13 protein-coding genes are annotated in these 19,614 nt (G+C 59.5%); 7 read left to right on the top strand and 6 right to left on the bottom strand.

From position 1 onward, the window contains the following. Positions 1-75: 75 nt before the first annotated feature. The 3 genes from tehB to JEM67_RS05405 all read left to right on the top strand — a co-directional run bounded on the left by tehB (position 76) and on the right by JEM67_RS05405 (position 3,401). Positions 76-936, top strand: a complete 861-nt coding sequence (gene tehB, locus JEM67_RS05415) for an SAM-dependent methyltransferase TehB (RefSeq protein WP_199636625.1) — start codon at positions 76-78, stop codon at positions 934-936. A 169-nt stretch (positions 937-1,105) separates the two neighbouring features. Continuing rightward, the gene (gene leuE, locus JEM67_RS05410) at positions 1,106-1,744 is read left to right on the top strand and encodes a leucine efflux protein LeuE (RefSeq protein WP_013811661.1); all 639 of its coding nucleotides are present in this window, start codon (positions 1,106-1,108) and stop codon (positions 1,742-1,744) included. A gap of 157 nt (positions 1,745-1,901) precedes the next feature. Then, on the top strand, positions 1,902-3,401 hold the full coding sequence (locus tag JEM67_RS05405) for an aldehyde dehydrogenase family protein (RefSeq protein WP_199636626.1): 1,500 nt from the start codon (positions 1,902-1,904) through the stop codon (positions 3,399-3,401). Between the two features lie 35 nt (positions 3,402-3,436). Here JEM67_RS05405 and feaR read toward each other — a convergent pair whose 3' ends face one another. Further along, a complete protein-coding gene (gene feaR, locus JEM67_RS05400; protein WP_199636627.1) occupies positions 3,437-4,351 on the bottom strand; it encodes a transcriptional regulator FeaR in 915 nt (304 codons plus the stop codon). A gap of 194 nt (positions 4,352-4,545) precedes the next feature. Beyond that, on the bottom strand, positions 4,546-5,184 hold the full coding sequence (locus JEM67_RS05395) for a DsbA family protein (protein ID WP_199636628.1): 639 nt from the start codon (positions 5,182-5,184) through the stop codon (positions 4,546-4,548). Positions 5,185-5,415: 231 nt separating this feature from the next. Between JEM67_RS05395 and JEM67_RS05390 the strand changes: the two genes are divergently transcribed. Next, on the top strand, positions 5,416-5,664 hold the full coding sequence (locus JEM67_RS05390; protein ID WP_013811657.1) for a hypothetical protein: 249 nt from the start codon (positions 5,416-5,418) through the stop codon (positions 5,662-5,664). A gap of 355 nt (positions 5,665-6,019) precedes the next feature. Next, positions 6,020-6,268 (top strand): hypothetical protein, encoded by a 249-nt coding sequence (locus JEM67_RS05385; RefSeq protein WP_199636629.1) that lies wholly within the window; start codon positions 6,020-6,022, stop codon positions 6,266-6,268. Positions 6,269-6,556: 288 nt separating this feature from the next. Here the strand turns inward: JEM67_RS05385 and JEM67_RS05380 are convergent, their stop codons facing one another. From JEM67_RS05380 to JEM67_RS05370, 3 genes are all read right to left on the bottom strand, one after another. Beyond that, a complete protein-coding gene (locus tag JEM67_RS05380; protein ID WP_199636630.1) occupies positions 6,557-7,789 on the bottom strand; it encodes a YncE family protein in 1,233 nt (410 codons plus the stop codon). 45 nt (positions 7,790-7,834) lie between these two features. Then, positions 7,835-10,738 carry a condensation domain-containing protein gene (locus JEM67_RS05375; protein WP_199636631.1) on the bottom strand — a complete coding sequence of 968 codons (2,904 nt, stop codon included), beginning with the start codon at positions 10,736-10,738 and terminating at the stop codon, positions 7,835-7,837. A gap of 100 nt (positions 10,739-10,838) precedes the next feature. Beyond that, a complete protein-coding gene (locus JEM67_RS05370) occupies positions 10,839-12,962 on the bottom strand; it encodes a TonB-dependent receptor (protein WP_199636632.1) in 2,124 nt (707 codons plus the stop codon). A gap of 503 nt (positions 12,963-13,465) precedes the next feature. On the opposite strand from JEM67_RS05370, the gene JEM67_RS05365 reads away from it, so the two are divergent. Next, the gene (locus JEM67_RS05365) at positions 13,466-15,058 is read left to right on the top strand and encodes a condensation domain-containing protein (protein ID WP_199636633.1); all 1,593 of its coding nucleotides are present in this window, start codon (positions 13,466-13,468) and stop codon (positions 15,056-15,058) included. 72 nt (positions 15,059-15,130) lie between these two features. Then, positions 15,131-18,223, top strand: a complete 3,093-nt coding sequence (locus JEM67_RS05360) for an amino acid adenylation domain-containing protein (RefSeq protein WP_199636634.1) — start codon at positions 15,131-15,133, stop codon at positions 18,221-18,223. A gap of 43 nt (positions 18,224-18,266) precedes the next feature. Here the strand turns inward: JEM67_RS05360 and JEM67_RS05355 are convergent, their stop codons facing one another. After that, a complete protein-coding gene (locus JEM67_RS05355; RefSeq protein WP_199636635.1) occupies positions 18,267-19,613 on the bottom strand; it encodes a condensation domain-containing protein in 1,347 nt (448 codons plus the stop codon). Position 19,614 lies beyond the last annotated feature (1 nt).

The following is a 19,614-nucleotide window of genomic DNA, read 5'->3' as shown; positions in this document are numbered from 1 at the left end:
TATTTTATATGCAACATATAAAATCATTTTGTTCGCCCGCCACGCGCCGGCAACGCCCAGCCTCAGGAGAGACGCATGAACGATCTGCTTTGTTATAAAACGCTGCCGCAATGGAACAGCGCAACGCTGCCGGCCGCCTTCCAGCAAAAACACAACACCCAGACCGGCACCTGGGCCAGGCTTACCCTGCTGAGCGGCACCCTGACCTTCGCGCTGATGACGCAAGAAGGTGAAACCACCGAAACCTGGCAGTTCAGCCCCGAGAGCCAACCGCCGTTTATCGAGCCGCAGCAATGGCACCGCATCGTTTCCTTCTCGGATGACATGATCTGTCAGCTGGCTTTCTACTGTTCGCCGGAAGATTACTACGCTAAAAAGTATGAACTGACGCGCACCCACTCGGAAGTGATCGAAGCCGCGCGGCAAATCGCCCCCGGCAAAACGCTGGATCTGGGCTGCGGCGGCGGACGCAATTCGCTTTACCTCAACCTGAAAGGCTTTGACGTCACCGCCAGGGACAAACACTCGCCGTCGATTGACAAGCTCAGCGGCATCATCGACAGCGAAGCCCTGTCGCACATCCGCGCCGGCACGCTGGACCTCAACACCCACTCTTTCAGCGGCGAATACGACTTTATTCTCTCCACCGTGGTGTTCATGTTCCTGAACCGGGAGCGGATCCCCTCGCTGGTGCAGGAAATGCAAAATGGCACCCTCAGCGGCGGCCATAACCTGATCGTCGCGGCGATGGATACCCCGGATTACCCGTGCAGCCTGCCCTTTCCGTTCACCTTTAAGCCGGGCGAGCTGAAAGGCCATTACCGGGGCTGGGAAATTCTCAAGTACAACGAAGATGTTGGCCAACTGCACCGAACCGACACCGCCGGCAACCGCATTTCCCTGCGTTTCGCCACGCTGCTGGCACGAAAGCCCTAATCCTGAGCAAAAGATTGGCGTCAGCGCCGCGAATGTGACTGACGCCATTTTCGACAAACAACATGAAGTTTATTACGTTGCCAACCCACCTCTGCAGCGTTAGGATCGCGCACGGCTACGGGCGTAGCCAGTTTTTTTGCCTGTCAGTTCCGCGCATGGAGAGGTTATTGTGTTAGAAAGTTTTGGCGTCCTGAATCTCTGGACCTATCTGGCCGGGGTGATTTTCATCATCATCCTGCCGGGCCCGAATACGCTGTACGTACTTAAAACCGGGGTTTCACGTGGCGTACGCGCCGGCTATACCGCTGCGCTGGGCGTGTTTATCGGCGATGCGATCCTGATCTTCTGCGCCTATATCGGCGTGGCTTCGTTGATCCGCACTACGCCGTTCCTGTTTACCCTGGTGCGTTTTCTCGGTGCGATTTACCTGCTGTTCCTGGGCGCAAAAATCCTCTACGCCACCTTTATCCAGAAAAACGCCGCGCAGCAACAACAGGTTGAAGACAGCCACAGCATCCTACGCAAATCGCTGACGCTGAGCCTGACCAACCCGAAGGCGATTTTGTTTTACGTGTCGTTCTTCGTGCAGTTTATCGATTTCAACTATGCCCACACCGGCCTGTCGTTCACTATCCTGGCCGTGATCCTCGAGTCGGTCAGCTTTATCTACATGACCACGCTGATTTTCTCCGGCGCGATGCTGGCGCACTTCTTTAACCATAAGAAAGGGCTGGCAAAACTGGGCAACGGCCTGATTGGCCTGCTGTTCCTCGGCTTCGCCACCCGCCTGGCGACGCTCAGTTCGTAATCTTGTTTAGCAACGGCTGAGCGCCTCAGCCGTTCCCTTCTTGCAGACTGTCACGCAGCACAAACCGAATGTCAGGCAGACAAAAGGCGATCCCGGCCGCCTGTTGTAGGCTTTTAAGGTTAACGATAACGACCTTTTTTGTCTGACAGGAGGGCGTATGCCTGACAATACCCAAGCAGTGATGGACAGCGTTTCGCGTTTTCTCGATCGTCAACACGGGCTGTATATCGACGGTCAATGGTGCGAGTCCAGCGCCGATGACCGGTTGGCGGTGTATAACCCCGCCGACGGACAACAGATCTCCTCCACCGCCGATGCCAACTCGCAGGACGTAGCCCGTGCGGTGCAATCGGCCCATAAAGCCTTCACAACCGGAGTTTGGGCACAGCGCTTGCCGGCCGAACGCGAGCGTATTTTGCTGCGCTATGCCGATCTGGTTGAACAACACGCCGAAGAGCTGGCCCAGTTGGAAACGCTGGAACAGGGCAAATCGATCAATATCGCCCGCGCCTTTGAAGTGGGCTGCACACTGAACTGGATGCGCTATACCGCCGGGCTGACCACCAAGATTGTCGGCCAGACCCTGGACGTGTCGATCCCGATGCCGCCGGGCGCAAAATATCAGGTTTATACCCGTAAAGAGCCGATTGGCGTGGTGGCCGGCATCGTGCCGTGGAACTTCCCGCTGATGATCGGCATGTGGAAGGTGATACCGGCGTTGGCGGCGGGCTGTTCGATCGTGATCAAGCCGTCTGAAACCACCCCACTTACCCTGCTGCGCATGGCCGAACTGGCCACCGAGGCCGGCGTTCCGCCGGGCGTATTCAACGTGGTGACCGGCCGTGGCACCGGTTGCGGCAAGGCGCTGACCGAACACCCGCTGATCGCCAAAGTGAGCTTTACCGGTTCCACCCCGGTAGGTAAAAGCATCGCACGCAGCGCGGCGGAGCGCCTGACGCGCGTCACGCTGGAGCTGGGCGGTAAAAACCCGGCCATCGTGCTGAAAGACGCGGATCCGCAGCAGGTGATCGAAGGCCTGATGATGGGCAGTTTCCTCAACCAGGGCCAGGTGTGCGCCGCCAGTTCGCGGATTTACATCGAAGCGCCGATTTACGACAGGCTGGTGGCCGGGTTCGAGCAGGCGGTGAAATCGCTGTCGGTCGGGCCGGGCATGGACGCCACGGCACAGATAAACCCGCTGGTCTCACGCGATCACCGCAATAAAGTGGCGGCCTATCTGGATGATGCCAGAGCCAAGCACGCAGAGTTGATCAGCGGCGCAGCCGGGCCGGATCCGCAAGGATTTTACATCCCGCCGACGCTGGTGATTAACCCGGACGACAAGCTGAACCTGACGCGTGAAGAAGTGTTTGGCCCGGTAGTCAATCTGATCCGGGTAGCGGACGCCGAAGAGGCGCTGAGCAAAGCCAACGACACCGACTACGGCCTGACCGCCAGCCTGTGGACCACCAGCCTGCAACAGGCGATGGCTTTGACGCCGCGCATTCAGGCCGGCACGGTGTGGGTCAATACGCATACCTTGATCGACGCCAACATGCCGTTCGGCGGCTTCAAACAATCCGGCAGCGGCCGCGACTTCGGCCCCGACTGGCTGGATGCCTATACCGAAACCAAATCGGTGTGCATTCGCTATTGAGAATCGGCTAACTCATCAGGGCGCCGCCTGCGGCGCTACTGATACTGCTTGCGGTACTCGCTCGGTGAAACGCCAAAGCGGGCTTTGAAGGCGGTAGAAAAGTGGCTGTGATCGGCAAAGCCCCAGTCATAGCCGACCGTAGCCAGTTTTTGCCGCCCCGGCGCACTGCGCAAGGCCTGCGCGCACAAGTCCAGGCGGCGGTTCTTGATGTACTGGGCCACCACCAGCCCCTGACGGGCGAACATCCGGTACAGGCTGCGGACCGAAACGCCAAGCTCCCCGGCGATCCACTCGGGCCGCAACAGCTCCGACTGAATATGCGTATCAATAAACGCCAGCGAACGCGCGAAGAGCTGCGGCTGCGCTTCGGAAACCGCATCACGGCCGATAAGCGCTGGGCGCAGCAACGTTGCCACCGCGTTCAGGATCGCCTCACTCTCTGCCGCGCTCATCTGCGGGTCCTGCATGCAGCCCAATACCAGTTGCCGGCTGAGCCGTACCACGCTGTTTTCCGCCTCAATCCGCCGCGCGCACGGAAAATCGGCCACGCCCAGAGGCTGTTCGATATAGCTGCGCGGCATCAGTAAGGAAATCTGGCGGGAGTCTTGTTGAAAGGTAAAGTTGCTGGGCCGTGCAGCGTCTATTAACGTGATGTCACCGGCGGACAACACGGCCTGCCGATCACCCTGCTCCATCAATGCACTGCCGCGCAGTTGAAAGACGGTAAAAAAGTGCGAACCGTCGCTGCGGGCAATCTCCTGCGGCGTGCGGTACAACCGGGTCTGAGCGGCATCCACCACGCTCAGGCGCAGCGCGTGCGTGCGAAACTCCTGTATCGCGCCGCTAAACCCCGGCCCCAGCGTCTTGGCGCAGAACCGGCCGCAGGCGGAATTGATTTTCCCCAACCACGCCTCAAATCCGGCGTCTCTGACCTGTGCGGAAATTGCCATGATTTTCCCCTTCAAACACCCGCGATGAAACCGCGAGCGTTGCTGAACAGAAAATAAACATAACAATCCGATAACACACAATCAACGCCGGGACGGCGATCTGGCGCAGGGATCACAGATTGCCCATTTCGCCATGCATAAATGAAAAACCCGGCCGTAGCCGGGTCGGTCAAAGTAAAGTTACCGCCGCGCCGTTATGGCTGCGTATCCAACAAATACCGGACCACGGCCGCGTACTCCTGCGCGTAGCCGTCGATGCTGGTACTCGCCATACCGGCGTTATCGATCTTGTATTTGCCGGAAACATAAAACGACGGCGTCGCACGCACGTCCAGCGCCTTCACCGCCTCATTTTGCTTGGCGATCAGACCTTTCACCAACAGGCTGTGGCGCGCATTTTCATAAGCGGCCGCATCCACGCCGGCAGCGCTGAACACCCGCTGGATATCCTCAACGCTGTTGATGGCGCGCTTCTTTTGCAGCTCGTCAAACAGCGGCCCTTCAATTTTATCCTCAATCCCCAGCACCATCGCCACCGACCAGGCCTCGGTCAGTTCGTTACCCAACTTGCCCATCAGGCCAACGTGATACTTGGTCAGTTTACTGCCGGCAGGCAGCGCCTGGCTGACGGTGCTGCCCACGTGGTAGGTATCGGCAAACTGATAGCAAGGGCCGCAGTAAAAGGAGAAGAATTCCACCACCGCAGGGGCGGAGGCCACCGGCTTATCCAGGCGGGTATATTGCTCGCCTTCGCGATAATCCGCCGCAGCAGCGGCAGGAAGCAATAACATCAGCAGTACAGCGGCGATTAACCGATTCATTTTAGCCATCATAAACACTCCCGTTTCAGATTCGACTATTGTCCCTAACGGCGGTGTTTATAATAAAATTATCGGTTCAAGGCCAGTTTTATTACCTTCTGTTTATAGGGCGTTGACACACATCAAAATCAAAGCCTGAAAACCAGCGTTTCATTGGTATTCTCCACCTCAACCACTATCCTTGAAAAAGGAGAGTGGAATGCAAAGAATCCCGCGACTGGAGCCGGCGATATAGAGGTAAAAATGACACTGATTAATAAAAACGTGGGTGAATATGACTTCACTGCGGAAAAGAAAGGAGGGATGATCAGCGGAACCATCAGCGGCGAGTTTCCGGACAGCGACGCCAACCTTCCTCTTCTGCCTTTCTCCGGCACCTTTTCAGCGCCTTCTGTCGCGGGGGCGATTGCGGATATTACGCGACAGTTCCCTGACATAGAACCCGCGATCGTCGATTTACTGCGAGAAGAGATGCTCAAGGCTGGGTTTTAGCCCATATTATCTCAATCGGTCAAAATGCCCCGATTGGAATAATCTTACTTACGGAATCTTTTCGGTTTGCCTACTCTTTCCATATTGCTAACCCCCGCGTCGGAAGATAATACTAGCCACCTCGATTTAGTGATAAAGGTTATATTATGCGTCGTATTCTGATGTTCATCAGCGCGGTGACTATTAGCGCAATGCTGTCCGGCTGTTTATTCCCACCTCCTGGTGGCGGTGGTGGTGGCGGCGGGCGCGGTGGCCCAGGCGGGCCCGGTTATCACTTTAACGCACCACGCTAAATAACAGCCCCTGTAATAGGGGGCTTAATAAAAATATATTTATCAGAACTCAGGATGTAATAATGAAAAAACGGATGCTTATCATCGCCGCCGTGATAGCGTTAAATAGCGTACAGGTCTTCGCGGTACCGCCGGTAAATGAACCTAATGAAAAACCGATAATTCATCAGAATAATAAAAAACCGCATGACAATAAAATGCCGCCAAAGCCGCATCACAATAAAAAACCGCTCAGGAAAACGCACAAACCAGCGACGGAAAAACGCGCGCCAGAGGTTCGCCCCGAGCACAACAATGGTTCCGGTTATTGAATCTGCAGTCACCCAAACAGCGGACAAAAAACACCGCAGGATGATCAGGTGGGCGTAGCATGCAGCGCCCCGACGAAGGGAACCGAGCCTACCAGGGCGGCTTAGGCTGGATAGGTGAAAAGGCGGCGTTTAATACCGCAACCCCCTAAGCTTGAGGTGGGTGGGCGTCATGACAGGTTAGCCGACCGTTGAGCGCAAGGATGCGCGATACGAGCCCCCAGGGACGGGTTCACGGCGTGTCGGCGTTCTGCATGACGCCCACCTGTAGCACTATTTCGGCGCAGCTCTTTAGTTTTTGTGCAGTTGAATGCGCACTACGCTTTCCGGTTTGCCGGCCTTGGTGCTTGCACCGTCATTTTTCACCGTCACGAACAGCACATTGTTGCGCGTATCCAGCGCCAGGCTGTTAGGGTGCGGCGGCAGCGCCACGGTTTGCAGCCGCTTGAGGGTGTTCGAATCAAACACCGTCAAGGTGCCTGCCCCCTGATCGACGCGGATCCCATTACGATTGGCAACGTACAGGCGTTGGTTGCCGTCGTCCAACAGCAGGCCGATCGGCACTTCATCCGTCAGTTCGCTGGCCAGCACCTTGCCGCTGTCCGCATCCAGAGCAAATACCCGGTGCCCGCTGCTGCGCTTGGCATAGTCGTGCCCCAGATGAGTGTTGCGGTAGTCGTCACGATCGATTCCCTGATCCACCCCTAACAAACGATTATTCTTACCGTCATACACCAGGTTCAGCAATTGATCCGCCTGGATCTCTTTCGTCGAGGTGATCGCCAGCGTATCGGCATTCAGGGTGATCAGCTGCCCCTGCATGTTGGAGACAAATACCCGTCGCCCTTTCTCATCGAGCGTGATGCCCACCGCATTATAGCCAAAGCCGGGAATGATTTTTTCCAGCTTGTTATTGCGGGTGTCGACCACAAACAGCACGCTATCCACGCCAAACCCCAGCCCCGGCAGGAACAGGCGGCCGGTCTGCGTGTCATATTTCACCTCGCGGATCCGGTACTGGTAATCCTCGGTGATCTTGAAGCGCTTAAGTTCCTTGAGCAGGAACTCCAGCCGTTTGCCGCTGATGCCCGCCTGCTTGTAGGTCTGCTCAAGCAGGGTCTTTTCGGTCACCGGGATGCTGTTCAGCGCACGGTTGGTCTGAGTATCCACCACGCCGACCGAACCGTTGAAGCCCTGCGTCAGATACAGCCGTTTACCGGCATCATCCAGCGCCACGCCAAACCCCTTAACCTGCAGCGGGATCTCCGCCTGCACCGCCAGCGTTGCCGGATCCAGGCGCAGCACGCGTGAACGCGCCTCTTCCTTCCAGTCCGGCGCGCTGACAAACAGCGACTGCTGGCTCGGGCTGTAGGCCATCTCCACCAGCGCAGACGACAGCGGTTGACGCTGGATATCCTCTGGTTTGATCCCGGCATCGCGGGCCTGTGCCGCACCGGCCACCACCAACGAGGTTGCAATCAACAGCGACAGTAAGGCGCGGGGTGTTCCTATTGTTCCAGACATCCGTTTATCTCCTTGAAATAATAAAGCCCGTTAGGGTGAACAACGTCATTCCTGCAGCGCAGGCGACAGGGCCGACAGCGGGATGTCCCCGCCAGCGTACTGCGCAAAATGTGAGAACACGTGCTGAATGGTGCCGGCGATCAGCCCCGCCTGCTGAGCGGTATAGTGATCGGTGCGGTAGGTCATCATCACGCGCAGGGATTTCACGCCGTCGAGGTTTTCCTCCATCACCTCAAACTGCAGGCCAAGCAGCGATTCGGTTTTTTCCGGCTCTACCTGGCGGTACGCCACCGTACTGCCGTCTTGCAGAGTGAACTCCCCGTTCAACTTGATGCGGCTGTGGATCTGAATGAACACTTCGAACATGTGATTCTTGCGATCGGCGTGCGCGCCGAACAGCCCCTCTTCCACCAGATCGATTGGGATATCGGTGTAGGGCATCGAGCCGTTGATGGTGTTTTTGACCTGGTCGATCAGCCCCGCCAGCGTCAGTGAGTCAGCGAAACGCACCCGGTGCACGACCACGGTGGTGAAGTAGCCGACGGTGTCGAAGAATTCGGCGTCGTTACGGCCGGAGGTCGAGGTGCCTACCAGCAGGTCCGCCGGGCCGCCAAGCAGGCGCAGGGCAGTGGTAATGCCGGCGTAGACCACATTGAACAGCGAAGCGTTGTTCTTTCTGGCCTGCGCGTACAGCCCATCCGCCACCGCCGGATCGACGTCAAACTCCAGCCACCCGCCGTTGACATCGGCCTCTGCCGGTACCGCAGGATGGTGTGAAGGCTCCTGTTGGAACAAAGGTTGGCCGACCGGTGCATCGCGCAGGTTATCGAGCCAGTAATCCAGATGTTTTTGCCTGACACCGCTCGCCTGTTGCTGCCGGGCGAAGGCATAAAACTGCGGCACCTCGGTTTTCCACGTCGGCGGCTGCCCCGCCACACGATAGCGGTAGGCCATGCCCAACTCTTCCATCATCAGGTTCAGCGACCACTCGTCCAGCACCACATGGTGGAACAGCAGCGAGAGCAACTGCCGGCCCGTTGCCGCGTCACGCAGGAAGGTGGCGCGCAGCGGCAGCTCGGTGGCCAGGTTAAAGCGGTGTTCACCGGCTTTGGCCAGCATTTCGCTCGCGTCACCGGCCAGGGTTTCATGGGAGAAACGGAACCAGGCATAGTCCGGCAGCTCAACGGCCGGCACCACCTGCTGACGCACTTCGCCTTGCTGCTCGATAAACAGTGAGCGCAATACGCTGTGGCGCACCATCACGTCAATAAACGCCTGGCGCAACGCCCCTTCATCCACAGGATCGAGGAAGCTGATGGCGAACGGCAGGTTGAAGATTTCGTCGTGACCAAAAGCTTCGTAAACCTTCCACAAAGAGTGCTGCGCCAGTGACAGCGGCGCCTGTACCGCTTCGCCCTGATCCTGCGTGACCCGCTCCGCCACCGGGGCCGCAGCCGCCTGCCGTTTCGCATAAACCGACAACCCGCGGGCGGTGGCGTGGCTGAACAGATCGTTAATGTTAAGCTCGATGCGGTGCAGGCTAAGCAGCCGACCGATAACGCGGGTCGCCACCAGCGAGTGCCCGCCGCGATCGAAGAAATCTTCCTCGAGGGTCATCTCCGGCGCGGCCAGCGCGTCGCGGAACTCCGCCAGAATCAGCTGCGCGATCTCTTCATCTGCCCCGTTGTCCGGCGCCATAGGACGTTCACTGACGGGAAGCAGCGCCGCCGTGATCCTCTGCCCGCCAAGGGAAGCGACAAACTGCTCCAGCAGGAAAGGGGCGGCATGTGGGGTTAATCTTGGGTCCGCGACCAGTTCCAGCAGCACCGAGTCGGGATCCGGCAGGCTGAGGGCCAGTACCAGTTCAAAGGGGGTATGCAGCGGCGGCAACAGCATACGCTCGGCGCTCACGCCATCGAGCTGTAAAGTCACCGATGGATCCGCCAACCAGGTCACCAACAGTTGGGCCAAGTCTGGGTTCGGCTCTTCCGCCGTTTGTTGCGCCAACAGCCGGTTCAATGGATCGGGATTAGGGTGTTGCAAAGTCAGGCGCTTCAAGCGGGCGGTGCCCGTCCAGCTCTCCAGGCCGATAGCCTCTTGCGCATCCCCCTGCGGCACGCACAGTTGCAACGGCTGCCCGCCGGCCTGGGCAGAGATAAAGCCGGCGAAGCGAACGGCGACTGCCGCCAGCAGCTGCGCCGGGTTTTCGGCAGCGGGTAATATCCTGCGCGCAACGCGGGTCACGACGCGCACACCGGCCTGCGCCAGAAGGTCATCCTGCGGCACCGCCGGACGATAGTCCCGCAACGCCGCCGCATGGCGCGGCCACGGCAGCACCAAACCGGCACTTTCCGGCAATCGCGCATTTAACCCCATCGGCGGCAGGGCGGCATAAATCGATGCCGGCTCCTGCCGGTTATACAGTGCCGACAACCGGGTCAATAAGTGCCGACATGACAGCGTTTCAGCCAAAATATCGTGCGCAACCACGCCCAGCACGGCGTTTGCGCCCGTGAACACCAAAAAGCGCAGCGGCGCTTCCCGCGCCAGCTCGAGCGGTGTGGCCTGCGCCTGCAACAAGCGACTGAGCGCCTGTTCTTCGCTCGTCACCGGCTGAATCGCCACCGGGTTCAGCGGCGCATTGCCTCGCAGCTTGCGCAAACCTAGCTCATCATCGAAATCATAGCGAACGTCCAGCTCCGGCATCTGCCGCGTCAGGGCCTCCAGCGCACTGGCCAACCTGCCGATATCCGGCTCACCGCCCAACCGCCACGCCATCGCTTGTTGGCTGCCGCCGTCTCCCCGCTGCTGGTGGGTGAACCACGCCAGCTCTTCCGCTTCACTCAAAGGCTGCGAGTCATCCGCCGCCCGGTCGCCCAGCGTCTTGAACGCCAGATCCAGACGCTGGGCCTCGTCGTCGCTCAGAATATTGTCAAAATAACCGCTCACTGCTCTATCTCCTTGTGTCCGGTCGCACCGGAACGTCGGGGAACGCTTGTCACGAAAAGGGGCGTTTACACGCCCCACAGGCAATTGACAAAGCCCGTTATCAGAATGTCAGTTCCAGTGCGGCGCCGATCATGCGCGGACGCTGCTGGGTCGCGGTATAAACGTCGTTGCCGCTGACCATCACGCGACGTTCCGAATCAAACAGGTTCTGCGCATACAGAGTGGCGCGACCATAGGCGAAGGTGTACGCCAGTTGGGTATTCGCCGACCAGTAAGAACCGATACGCCCGCGTGAATCGTTGTCGTACTGCGAGTAGTAGGAATCCGAGAACGCCACGTTGCCGCTCAGTTCCAACCCGGCCATCAACTGGTACTTGGCACCCATGTTGGCGGTATACGCCGGCGCACGCGCCAGTTCGTGCCCATCAACGCCGCTGCCCGAGAACTTCTTGATCTTGGTCTTCAGCAGGCCGACGTTACCGAACAGCTCGACGTCCCAACGCGGCTGCCAGGTCGCCCCCATTTCCGCACCGTAGGTTTCCACCTTGTCGGCATTGCGGATCACGCTGGAGTTCTCACTCAACGAGTAAGGCAGCTGCATGTCCTTGTAGTCGTTGTAGAAAATGTTGCTGGTCAGGATGACGTTGGCGTCTTTCAGGTGGTGGCGGGAATACAGCTCATAGTTCCAGACATATTCTGAACCGTAGGTGTAGCTGACCACCGGCGTGCCGATAGTGATACCGGCGCCGCCGGCGTTATAGCCGCGCGCCACTTTGGCGCCGTAGGTCTGCGTGTCCGTCGGTTTCCAGGCCAGATCCAGCTTCGGCAGGAACACATCGTAAGTTTCGTCGAAATCGATACGCACGGCGTTGCTGCCACCGGTGCGCCGGCGATGTTCACGTTCCACGCGGCTGGCGGCCGTGATATCCACCTGCGGCGTGATGGCGTAGGTCAGTTCGGCAAAGGCCGAGTGGGTGTCAGTTTTATCCTTGAAGCTGGAACCGCCGAAAATATTAACGAACTCATCCTGCTTGGCATGGAAATACCGCAACCCCGCCAGCCCTCGCAGGCGGCTGTCTGGCCCGCCAAAGCGCGCCACCGGCTCCACATGCACCTCTTTACCGTCGATTTCTGCATACTGAATGTTGTAGGCCGTAGGACGGTTAATGTTGAAGTCGGTGTAAATAACGCGGTTTTCCAGCGTCAGGCTGTCGGATTGCTCCCAGGCCAGATCCCAGACACTGCTGTTGGTGTTGCTTTTAAACACGGCACGACGCGGATCGTGACGCGGGTTAGTCGGGTGAACCAGCGGGTTAAGGCTCTCGTTTTGCGGTGAGGTGCTGCCAAAATGGTTAAAGGTCAGCTTGGTGGTCAACTCGCGCATCCCTGCCGGGTTAAACAACAGTTTGGCGCGAGCGGTAGTGGCTTCAACCTCGCGAGGATCGCCTACCGGTTCATAGGCAGGAAGGTCGACATCGCTGCGGCGACGCTGACGATCGACGCTGACGCGGAACGCCAGTTGGTCCTCCACCAGCGGGCCGGAGGCCATCGCGGACAGCTGTGAAGAATGCTGGTTGCCGGCTCCGCCCTTGAAGGCGCTTTCCCAGTCGAAAGTCGGATCCTTGCTGGTCATCACGATGGCGCCGGCGATGGCGTTGCGCCCCTGAATATAACTCTGCGGGCCGAGGAACACTTCAACGCGATCCAGATCCCACAGCGACTGCGGACCAAATGCCTGCTCATTATAGGTCAGAGAGCGGCCGTCCATTGACAGATTGAGACGCGGCCGGGTGCCGCTGAGGAAAGCATTGGCACCGACGTTCGGGCCGGAGCCATCAATGCCGCGCACGGTCGGCAAATTATTGCCAATGCCCAAATCGACCACGTTGGGGGTCATGCGCAGCAAATCGGTGACCTGCAACGCATTCGGCATGGAAGAGATCCGTTCGCTGTCGAACACTTGCACGCTGGAGCCGGTATCGAAAATGGTGCGTTTAATTTTTTCGCCGGTGACCAGCAGGCTCTCCGAGTCCTGCCAATTGCCCTGGCGTTTGCTGTCGGTGGCTTCCTGCACCTTATCGTCCGGCGCTGCTGCGTTAACGTTCCCCACAGACACAGAGCAAAGCCCTAAAAAGAGTGAGGAAAATGCCCCGATGGCCTGTAAGCCCGCTTTTTCCTTGTTTCCTACGGTTTTATGCCTTTGAGCCGCTGAATGCTTGCTCATAGATGTATTCTCCTTTCATCCCAGATGCACAAAAATTTGATTGTTTTCACATAGGTAACGACGCTGACACTCACACTAACACTGGCATTGCGGCCTTCCTGACCTTGCTATTGCCTATCCCTGCAGCAGACGGCTTCCCCCCAGATGCACAGCGGGCGGATGCAGTATTTTTGTCTGGAAACGTAAATAAATGTTAATAATGATAATATTTTACATACTTTAATGCAAATTATTATCAATAAGCAGGAAAAAACAGACTCACAGACAAACAGCAGAAAGACCAAAAATCCGGGTTTTCTCGTCATTTAAAATCGCAATAATTTCTTTAAAAATTAATACAAAACATAATTATATCAAAATAGCCATTTACCCCAGGGCGGCGATGCTCATCCCGTCCCTTATGACGACTTCGTTTTACAACAACAAATAAAAATAGTAATAATTTTCATTCCCATTAACATTGACATATATTCTTCCCGTCTCTCAATACTGATGGAAACCCAATGAAAGCGTTGACCACGATGCAGGCCGCCTACTGGGTGGGCCGGCAATCCGAAGCGCCGCTGGGGGGCGTCTCCGCCCACCTGTATGCGGAATTTAACGGCTGCGACCTGGACGTCGAACGACTGAGACAGGCCGTGACCGCCCTTTATTTGCACCACCCGATGCTGCGCCTGCGCATCACGGCGGACGGTCAACAGACCATTGATGCTTGCGGTCCGCGCCATTGCCTGTATATCGACGATTTCCGCCACGCCGACGCCCCCGAGACAGCCAACGCGCTGAGCGCTAAACGCTGGAAAAAAAGCAGCCAAAAATTGCCGCTGGAACAGGGCATTCCCTGTGATATCAGCCTCAGTCTGTTGCCCAACGGCCACAGCCGGCTGCATGTGGATTTGGACATGATCGCCGGCGATGCCATGGGATTTCGCGTGTTGATGGAGGATCTGGCGCGGTTTTATCACCACTGCCCGGCCGCCCCCGACAACGACGGCGTACCCTATTTTGACTATCTGGATCGGCACCAGGCCGACACCGAGCTGCCTCAGCGGCGGGCCCGCGCTCAGACCTGGTGGCGTGAACGCCTGGCGCAACTGCCGCCCGCGCCCCACCTGCTGCGCGCACCGGAACGCTGCCAGAGCGATCGGCTGGCGCTTCAACTGAACGCCGCAGAGGCTCAGGCGCTGGCCGATGCCGCCAAAGCGCACCGCATCACGCTTTCCTCCCTGTTTCTGGCACTGTTTGCCATTACCGTCGGCCACGGCTGGAACCTGCGACGCTTCCGGCTCAACGTGCCGCTGTTCCACCGCGATGCGGAGGGCCTGGAGGGCATCATTGGCGACTTCTCCAATTTGGTGCTGCTCGGTGTAGAGCTCAATCCGGCGGAAAACTTGCCCGCCTTCTGCCGCCGCCTGATGGATCAACTGGCGGAATTGCTCACTCATGCCGACTACCCGGGCGTGAGCGTGATGCGCGACCTGTCGCGCCTGCACGGCAGCATGCAACCTTCGCCGGTGGTGTTCACCGCCGGTTTCGGCATTCGCGGCAAAGCGCTGTTTTCCGACCAGGTCACCCGCACCTTCGGCCCGCTGGACTGGGTGATTTCCCAGGGCCCGCAGGTGGCGCTGGACGCCCAGGTGGCGCATGCCAACGGTGGTATTTTGATCAACTGGGATCTGCGGATGGATGCCTTCCCGGACCGGTTGCCGCAGCAGCTGTTTGCCACCTACTGCGCCCTGTTGCAGCAGGCAGCTCGCCACCCCGACAGTTTCAGACGGCCATTGGCGCAGTTGCTGTCACAGTGCTTACCGGAAACTCAGGCCCCGGTACGCCAGTTGCTGCACCGGTTGGTGGCGCGCGTAGCGCCGGGCGTCAGGCTGCGCGACGATGACGACATCACCGCCCTGCCGCTGCCGGAGGCCGCGTTGCTCGCCCTGATCGGGGTGCTCAATAAATACCTGTCGGTAGCCTTGACCCCGCAAGATCTGGCGGCGCACCCCACTCCGGCAACGCTGGCCGCTTTGATCTGCGAGCGTGACCCCAAGACCGCCGAAGGCGCGAAGATGCTGCTGAACGTGCTGGCGCCTCAGGTCTGATATCGGTTTTAGGCGCGTAGCCCCACGCGCCCTGCGTTCTTTTTCATCGGTTAGCGACAATAGGGAAATACCATGGAGACACCATTAACCGCGCTGCAACAGGCTTACCTCCTCGGCCGCAGCGAACAGTGGCCGCTCGGCGGCGTGGCAATGCACGATTTCCGCGAATACCGCGGCCAACGGCTGGATCTGGCGCGGCTGGAAACCCGGCTGGCCGAATTAGTGCAGCACTATCCCGCGCTGCGTACCTGCCTCGATCCCCAGCGTTTCACCCAGCGCGTACGGCCGGAAACCACGCTGAACCTGGATCGGTACGATCTGCGTTCGCTGGAGCATGATGCGGCGCAGCAACGGCTGGCCGCCCTGCGCGAGCAGTATTCGCACCAGCGCCACGATCCCGCTCAGCCACTGTGGCGCATTGCCGCCATTCAGTTGCCGGAGACGCAGGACGCCACCGGGCACTACGACACCCTGATTTTCACCAGCTTCGACGCGCTGATCCTCGATGGCCAGGGCATCGCTACCCTGATTGCCCGGCTGTTCGATGACGCTCCGTTGCCGCCAATCGTACCGGCCAGCTCGCCGGCCGCCGCAACGGCAGAACAACGCCAGGCCGACGCAGCCTATTGGCAGACCCAACTGCAGGACGTCACCACGCCTTCGGCGTTGCCGTGGCGCGCCCCGCTGGCCAACATCAAAAGCTCTCGCTACCGGCGCGCCAGCCTGACCCTGCCGCGTGACGTGCTAAAAGCCTTCTCACGCCTGGGCTCGGCCCATTCACTGTTGCGCAACAGCGCCCTTTCGGCGGTGATCCTCGATACGCTGGCGCAGTGGACCACCGACGGCGAGCTGTGCGTGGGCGTGCCGGTGGCGTTTCCTGCTGCTGGGGGTTCGCTCGGCAACGCCTCTAGCTTTGTGGCCGTGCGTTATTCGCGCGAGGGGGGTACCTTTGTCAGCCGCGCGCAGGCACTGCAAGACGACATACTGGGCGCTCTCGATCACCTGACGTTTTCCGGCGTTGATCTGGCGCGGCAGTTGCTGAACCGCAGCCAGGGTGCCCCGGCGCTGCCGGTCATTCTCACCAACTGCCTAAGCTGGGAGACGCTGCCGGCCGGCGCACCGGTCCGCTACCACGACGGCCTGACCCAAACGCCGCAGGTCGCGATCGATATCCGTCTGACGCAGGACGCCGACAAAAATCTGCAACTGTGCGTCGATTACGCCGAACAGGCGCTGGACGGCGAACAGGTGCAGGCGATGCTGGACGCCCTGCAACGCCGCGTGGTGCAAATGTGCCAGGACAGCGATCTGGAGATCGCCCCGACGCGCTTTATCGATTACCGACACTATCGCCATAACCACGGCGAAGCGGCATTCAGCGCTTATCCCTACCTGGCGCAGCTGGCCGAACGGCTGTTTAACGACCCACAGCCGCGACCGGCGCTGATCTGCGATGAGCAGACCCTGTCTTACCCTGAGTTGGGTCGCCAGGTCGGAGCCGTAATGGCCAACCTGCAACGGCGCAATCTGGGGCGCGGCAGCGTGCTGGCGCTGTATCTGGCGCGCAGCCCGGAACACGTGACTATCTCCCTGGCCTGTGCGCTGCTGGGGGTTATCTGGGTGCCGATCGACATCAACTCGCCGCCAGAACGCACCGCCTATCTGCTGAGCAACTGCCGGCCGGATCTGGTGGTACATCAGGGCGAGCTGGATACCCCGCACGGGGTGACGCCGACAGAATTGCTCGATCCGGCAGCCGGCACGCCTGAACTGCCGGACGACCAAACGCTGACGGAGCGCAGCGCGAGCACCGAGGCCGGCTATTATCTGTACACTTCCGGTACCACCGGCAAACCCAAATGCGTGGTGCTCAACAACCGCGCCACCGCCAACGTGGTTGGGCAGACGTTGCAACGCTGGGCGGTCACCGCCGATGATGTGTTTATCTCCGTGACGCCGCCGCACCACGATATGTCGATGTTTGACCTGTTCGGATCGCTCAGCGCCGGTGCGACGTTGGTTCTGCCCGCGCCGCATCAGGAAAAAGACGCCATCAGTTGGAACCAGTTGGTGGAGCGCCACCGCGTCAGCCTGTGGTGTTCCGTACCCGCGATCCTGGAAATGCTGCTCACCTGTAAAACGGCCGACAGCCTGCGCTCACTGCGGCTGGTGGCTCAGGGAGGCGATTACATCAAACCGGCGACGGTGCAGACGTTGCGTAGCCTGCGCCCGGACATTTGCCTGTTCTCACTCGGCGGCCCGACAGAAACCACTATCTGGAGCATCTGGCACCCGATTGCAGCGCAGGACACCGGCACCGTGCCCTACGGCCAGCCATTGCCGGGCAACCAATACTTTATTTGCCATGACGACGGCACGCACTGCCCGGCCGGCGTGGTGGGCCGCATTCATACGGCGGGGGTGAATCTGGCGTTAGGCTATCTGGAAGACGGCGAAGTGAAGCAACATGACTTCGTCCCGTTGAATGGCCCCGACGGGCAACCGCTGCGGGCCTTCCGCACCGGCGATCAGGGCTACTATCGCCCGGACGGCAACATTTTGTTCGCCAGCCGGGTGAACGGCTATGTGAAAATCCGCGGCGTGCGCGTGTCGCTGCCGGAGATCGAAGACGTGCTGCGTGGGCATGAGGCGATTCTGGACATCGTGGTGGTGGATTATCCGAGCGGGGAAAATGCCGAATCGACGCTGGGCGCGATGTACCTCACCCACGACGGCAAGCCGCTGTCGCTGGCGGATATTCGCGCCTTCTCGACCGGCTATCTGCCTTGCACACATATCCCGACGCGCTTTATCCACGCCGAAACGCTGCCGCTCTCGGGCAACGGAAAAACCGACCGTCATGCTATTCGCAGCACGCTCGGGGCCGGGCGGGCGGCTCCCGGCTTGAACGCCTGTGCAGCACCTTTGCCGAGCGCGCCGCCGGCGCAGAGCGGCAAAATTCTGACCATCTATCTGCAGGCCATCGGCGCGGCGCCGCGTCCTGAGTGGGGGGAGGAAACCGCCTTTATTACCATGGGCCTGAAACTGCCGCATATCCGCCAGGTGGCCGCACAGCTTAATGACGCCTTTGGCACCCAACTGCCGCCAACGGTGCTGATCCCCTGCAAAAATGCACGGGAGGTCGCAGCGCTGCTGGCCCGTTAACCGTCAATTCCCTACGGGCAGGGTCATCCCCTGCCCGCTTTCATCAGGCGGGCACCGCAACCAGTTCGCCGATCGCCATCTCCAACGCCCCTTCCCGTAACGCGCGCTGCAAAAAGTCCTGCAAGGCGCTTCGGTAGTTGGCCGCCCCGTCGGTGGGGAACTGCTGCACAAAGACATCGATATCCAAATGCAGATCGCCGGCGTCAGTGCCGCCACGGAAGATCAGGTTAATCCCGTCGCCGGCACCGCCTGCCAGCACCCGGCGCGTGCTGGTACAACCGCTGAAACCGGCCGAGTCAAACGGCTGAACGTTGATAAACGGAGAAATAAACAGACGCGACGCGGGCGTCACGCCGCGATCGGCGGCAATCTGCCGCAGGCGATAACCGGCGTGGCTGCGCAGTTCACGCAGCGTCTGCGTCACGACGGACAGGAAATGCCCCAGCGTCTCTTCCGCACGCAGTGAAACCAAAAACGGCAGCGTATTGACCGCCAAAGCCGGTGTATTGGTCGCTTTGCTGCTGCGACGATTCATCGCCGGCATCCACAGGGTCCGCGTATCCCCTCTTTCATACGGTAAAGGCGGCAACGTAAAAAACAGCCAGGCAGCGGACAGAGCCAGCAGCAGATCGGGCCAGCCGATGCCGCTGTGTTCGGACAACAGACGCAGCCGCCGTGAAATGTCTTCCGGCAGCGGAGTGCTGGTGCTCAGGCATTTCACGCCATATTCCCGGCCGCCTTTACGCACCGTCGGCAGCACCTGCGACGGCGGTAAATAACGCTGCCAGAACCGGCGATCCTTGTCGCAGCGTTCGGAAGCCCCGTAGGCCAGCTCATGTTGCTGGAAGGCGCTGAAGGCGCCCAATGCTTGTCCCGCCGTACCCTTGCCGAGAAAATGCGCGTACAACGTAGCGCAGCGATGCTCGACCAGCGCCATGCCGTAACCATCGATAATGATATGGTGAGCACGCAGGTACCAGAGATAGCGCGTCGGCCCCAGAGTGAGCAACCACGCGGCCGCCATCGGTTGGGTATGCAGATCCATCGGCTGCTCGGCATCGGCCTGCATCAGCCGCATCGCGGCCTGATAAGGGTCGGGATGATCCTGCAAATCAATACGCTTCAGGCGCGGAACCCGTTCGGGATCGTAGCGCTGCATCGGCAACCGATCGCCTCTGCGGGTGCCAAACCGCAGCGCAAACGCCTTCGTTTCTGCGACAGTGAGGGTTATCGCCCGACACAGTGCCGCCTCGTCCACCGCTCCGCGCAATTCGGTGACGTGAGCGACGGTGGAAAAGGGCTGCCCGGGGTGCAAGCTAAACTCCTCCCAGAAGTCTAACTGCGCCGGCGACAGCGGCAGCCATTCAGTAGCCAAAAGGGTTTCCGACATG

This window comes from Serratia sp. PAMC26656, assembly GCF_016469055.2.
Lineage (GTDB): Bacteria > Pseudomonadota > Gammaproteobacteria > Enterobacterales > Enterobacteriaceae > Serratia > Serratia plymuthica.
The sequence above is the reverse complement of the archived record's forward strand: the minus strand, read 5'-3'. Positions and strand labels throughout refer to the sequence as shown.

Excerpts from the sequence above, each read along its gene's own strand:
- tehB (WP_199636625.1), top strand. The coding sequence starts at position 76 with ATGAACGATCTGCTTTGTTATAAAACGCTGCCGCAATGGAACAGCGCA.
- JEM67_RS05405 (WP_199636626.1), top strand. The coding sequence starts at position 1,902 with ATGCCTGACAATACCCAAGCAGTGATGGACAGCGTTTCGCGTTTTCTC.
- feaR (WP_199636627.1), bottom strand. The coding sequence starts at position 4,351 with ATGGCAATTTCCGCACAGGTCAGAGACGCCGGATTTGAGGCGTGGTTG.
- JEM67_RS05395 (WP_199636628.1), bottom strand. The coding sequence starts at position 5,184 with ATGATGGCTAAAATGAATCGGTTAATCGCCGCTGTACTGCTGATGTTA.
- JEM67_RS05390 (WP_013811657.1), top strand. The coding sequence starts at position 5,416 with ATGACACTGATTAATAAAAACGTGGGTGAATATGACTTCACTGCGGAA.
- JEM67_RS05385 (WP_199636629.1), top strand. The coding sequence starts at position 6,020 with ATGAAAAAACGGATGCTTATCATCGCCGCCGTGATAGCGTTAAATAGC.
- JEM67_RS05380 (WP_199636630.1), bottom strand. The coding sequence starts at position 7,789 with ATGTCTGGAACAATAGGAACACCCCGCGCCTTACTGTCGCTGTTGATT.
- JEM67_RS05370 (WP_199636632.1), bottom strand. The coding sequence starts at position 12,962 with ATGAGCAAGCATTCAGCGGCTCAAAGGCATAAAACCGTAGGAAACAAG.
- JEM67_RS05365 (WP_199636633.1), top strand. The coding sequence starts at position 13,466 with ATGAAAGCGTTGACCACGATGCAGGCCGCCTACTGGGTGGGCCGGCAA.
- JEM67_RS05360 (WP_199636634.1), top strand. The coding sequence starts at position 15,131 with ATGGAGACACCATTAACCGCGCTGCAACAGGCTTACCTCCTCGGCCGC.
- JEM67_RS05355 (WP_199636635.1), bottom strand. The coding sequence starts at position 19,613 with ATGTCGGAAACCCTTTTGGCTACTGAATGGCTGCCGCTGTCGCCGGCG.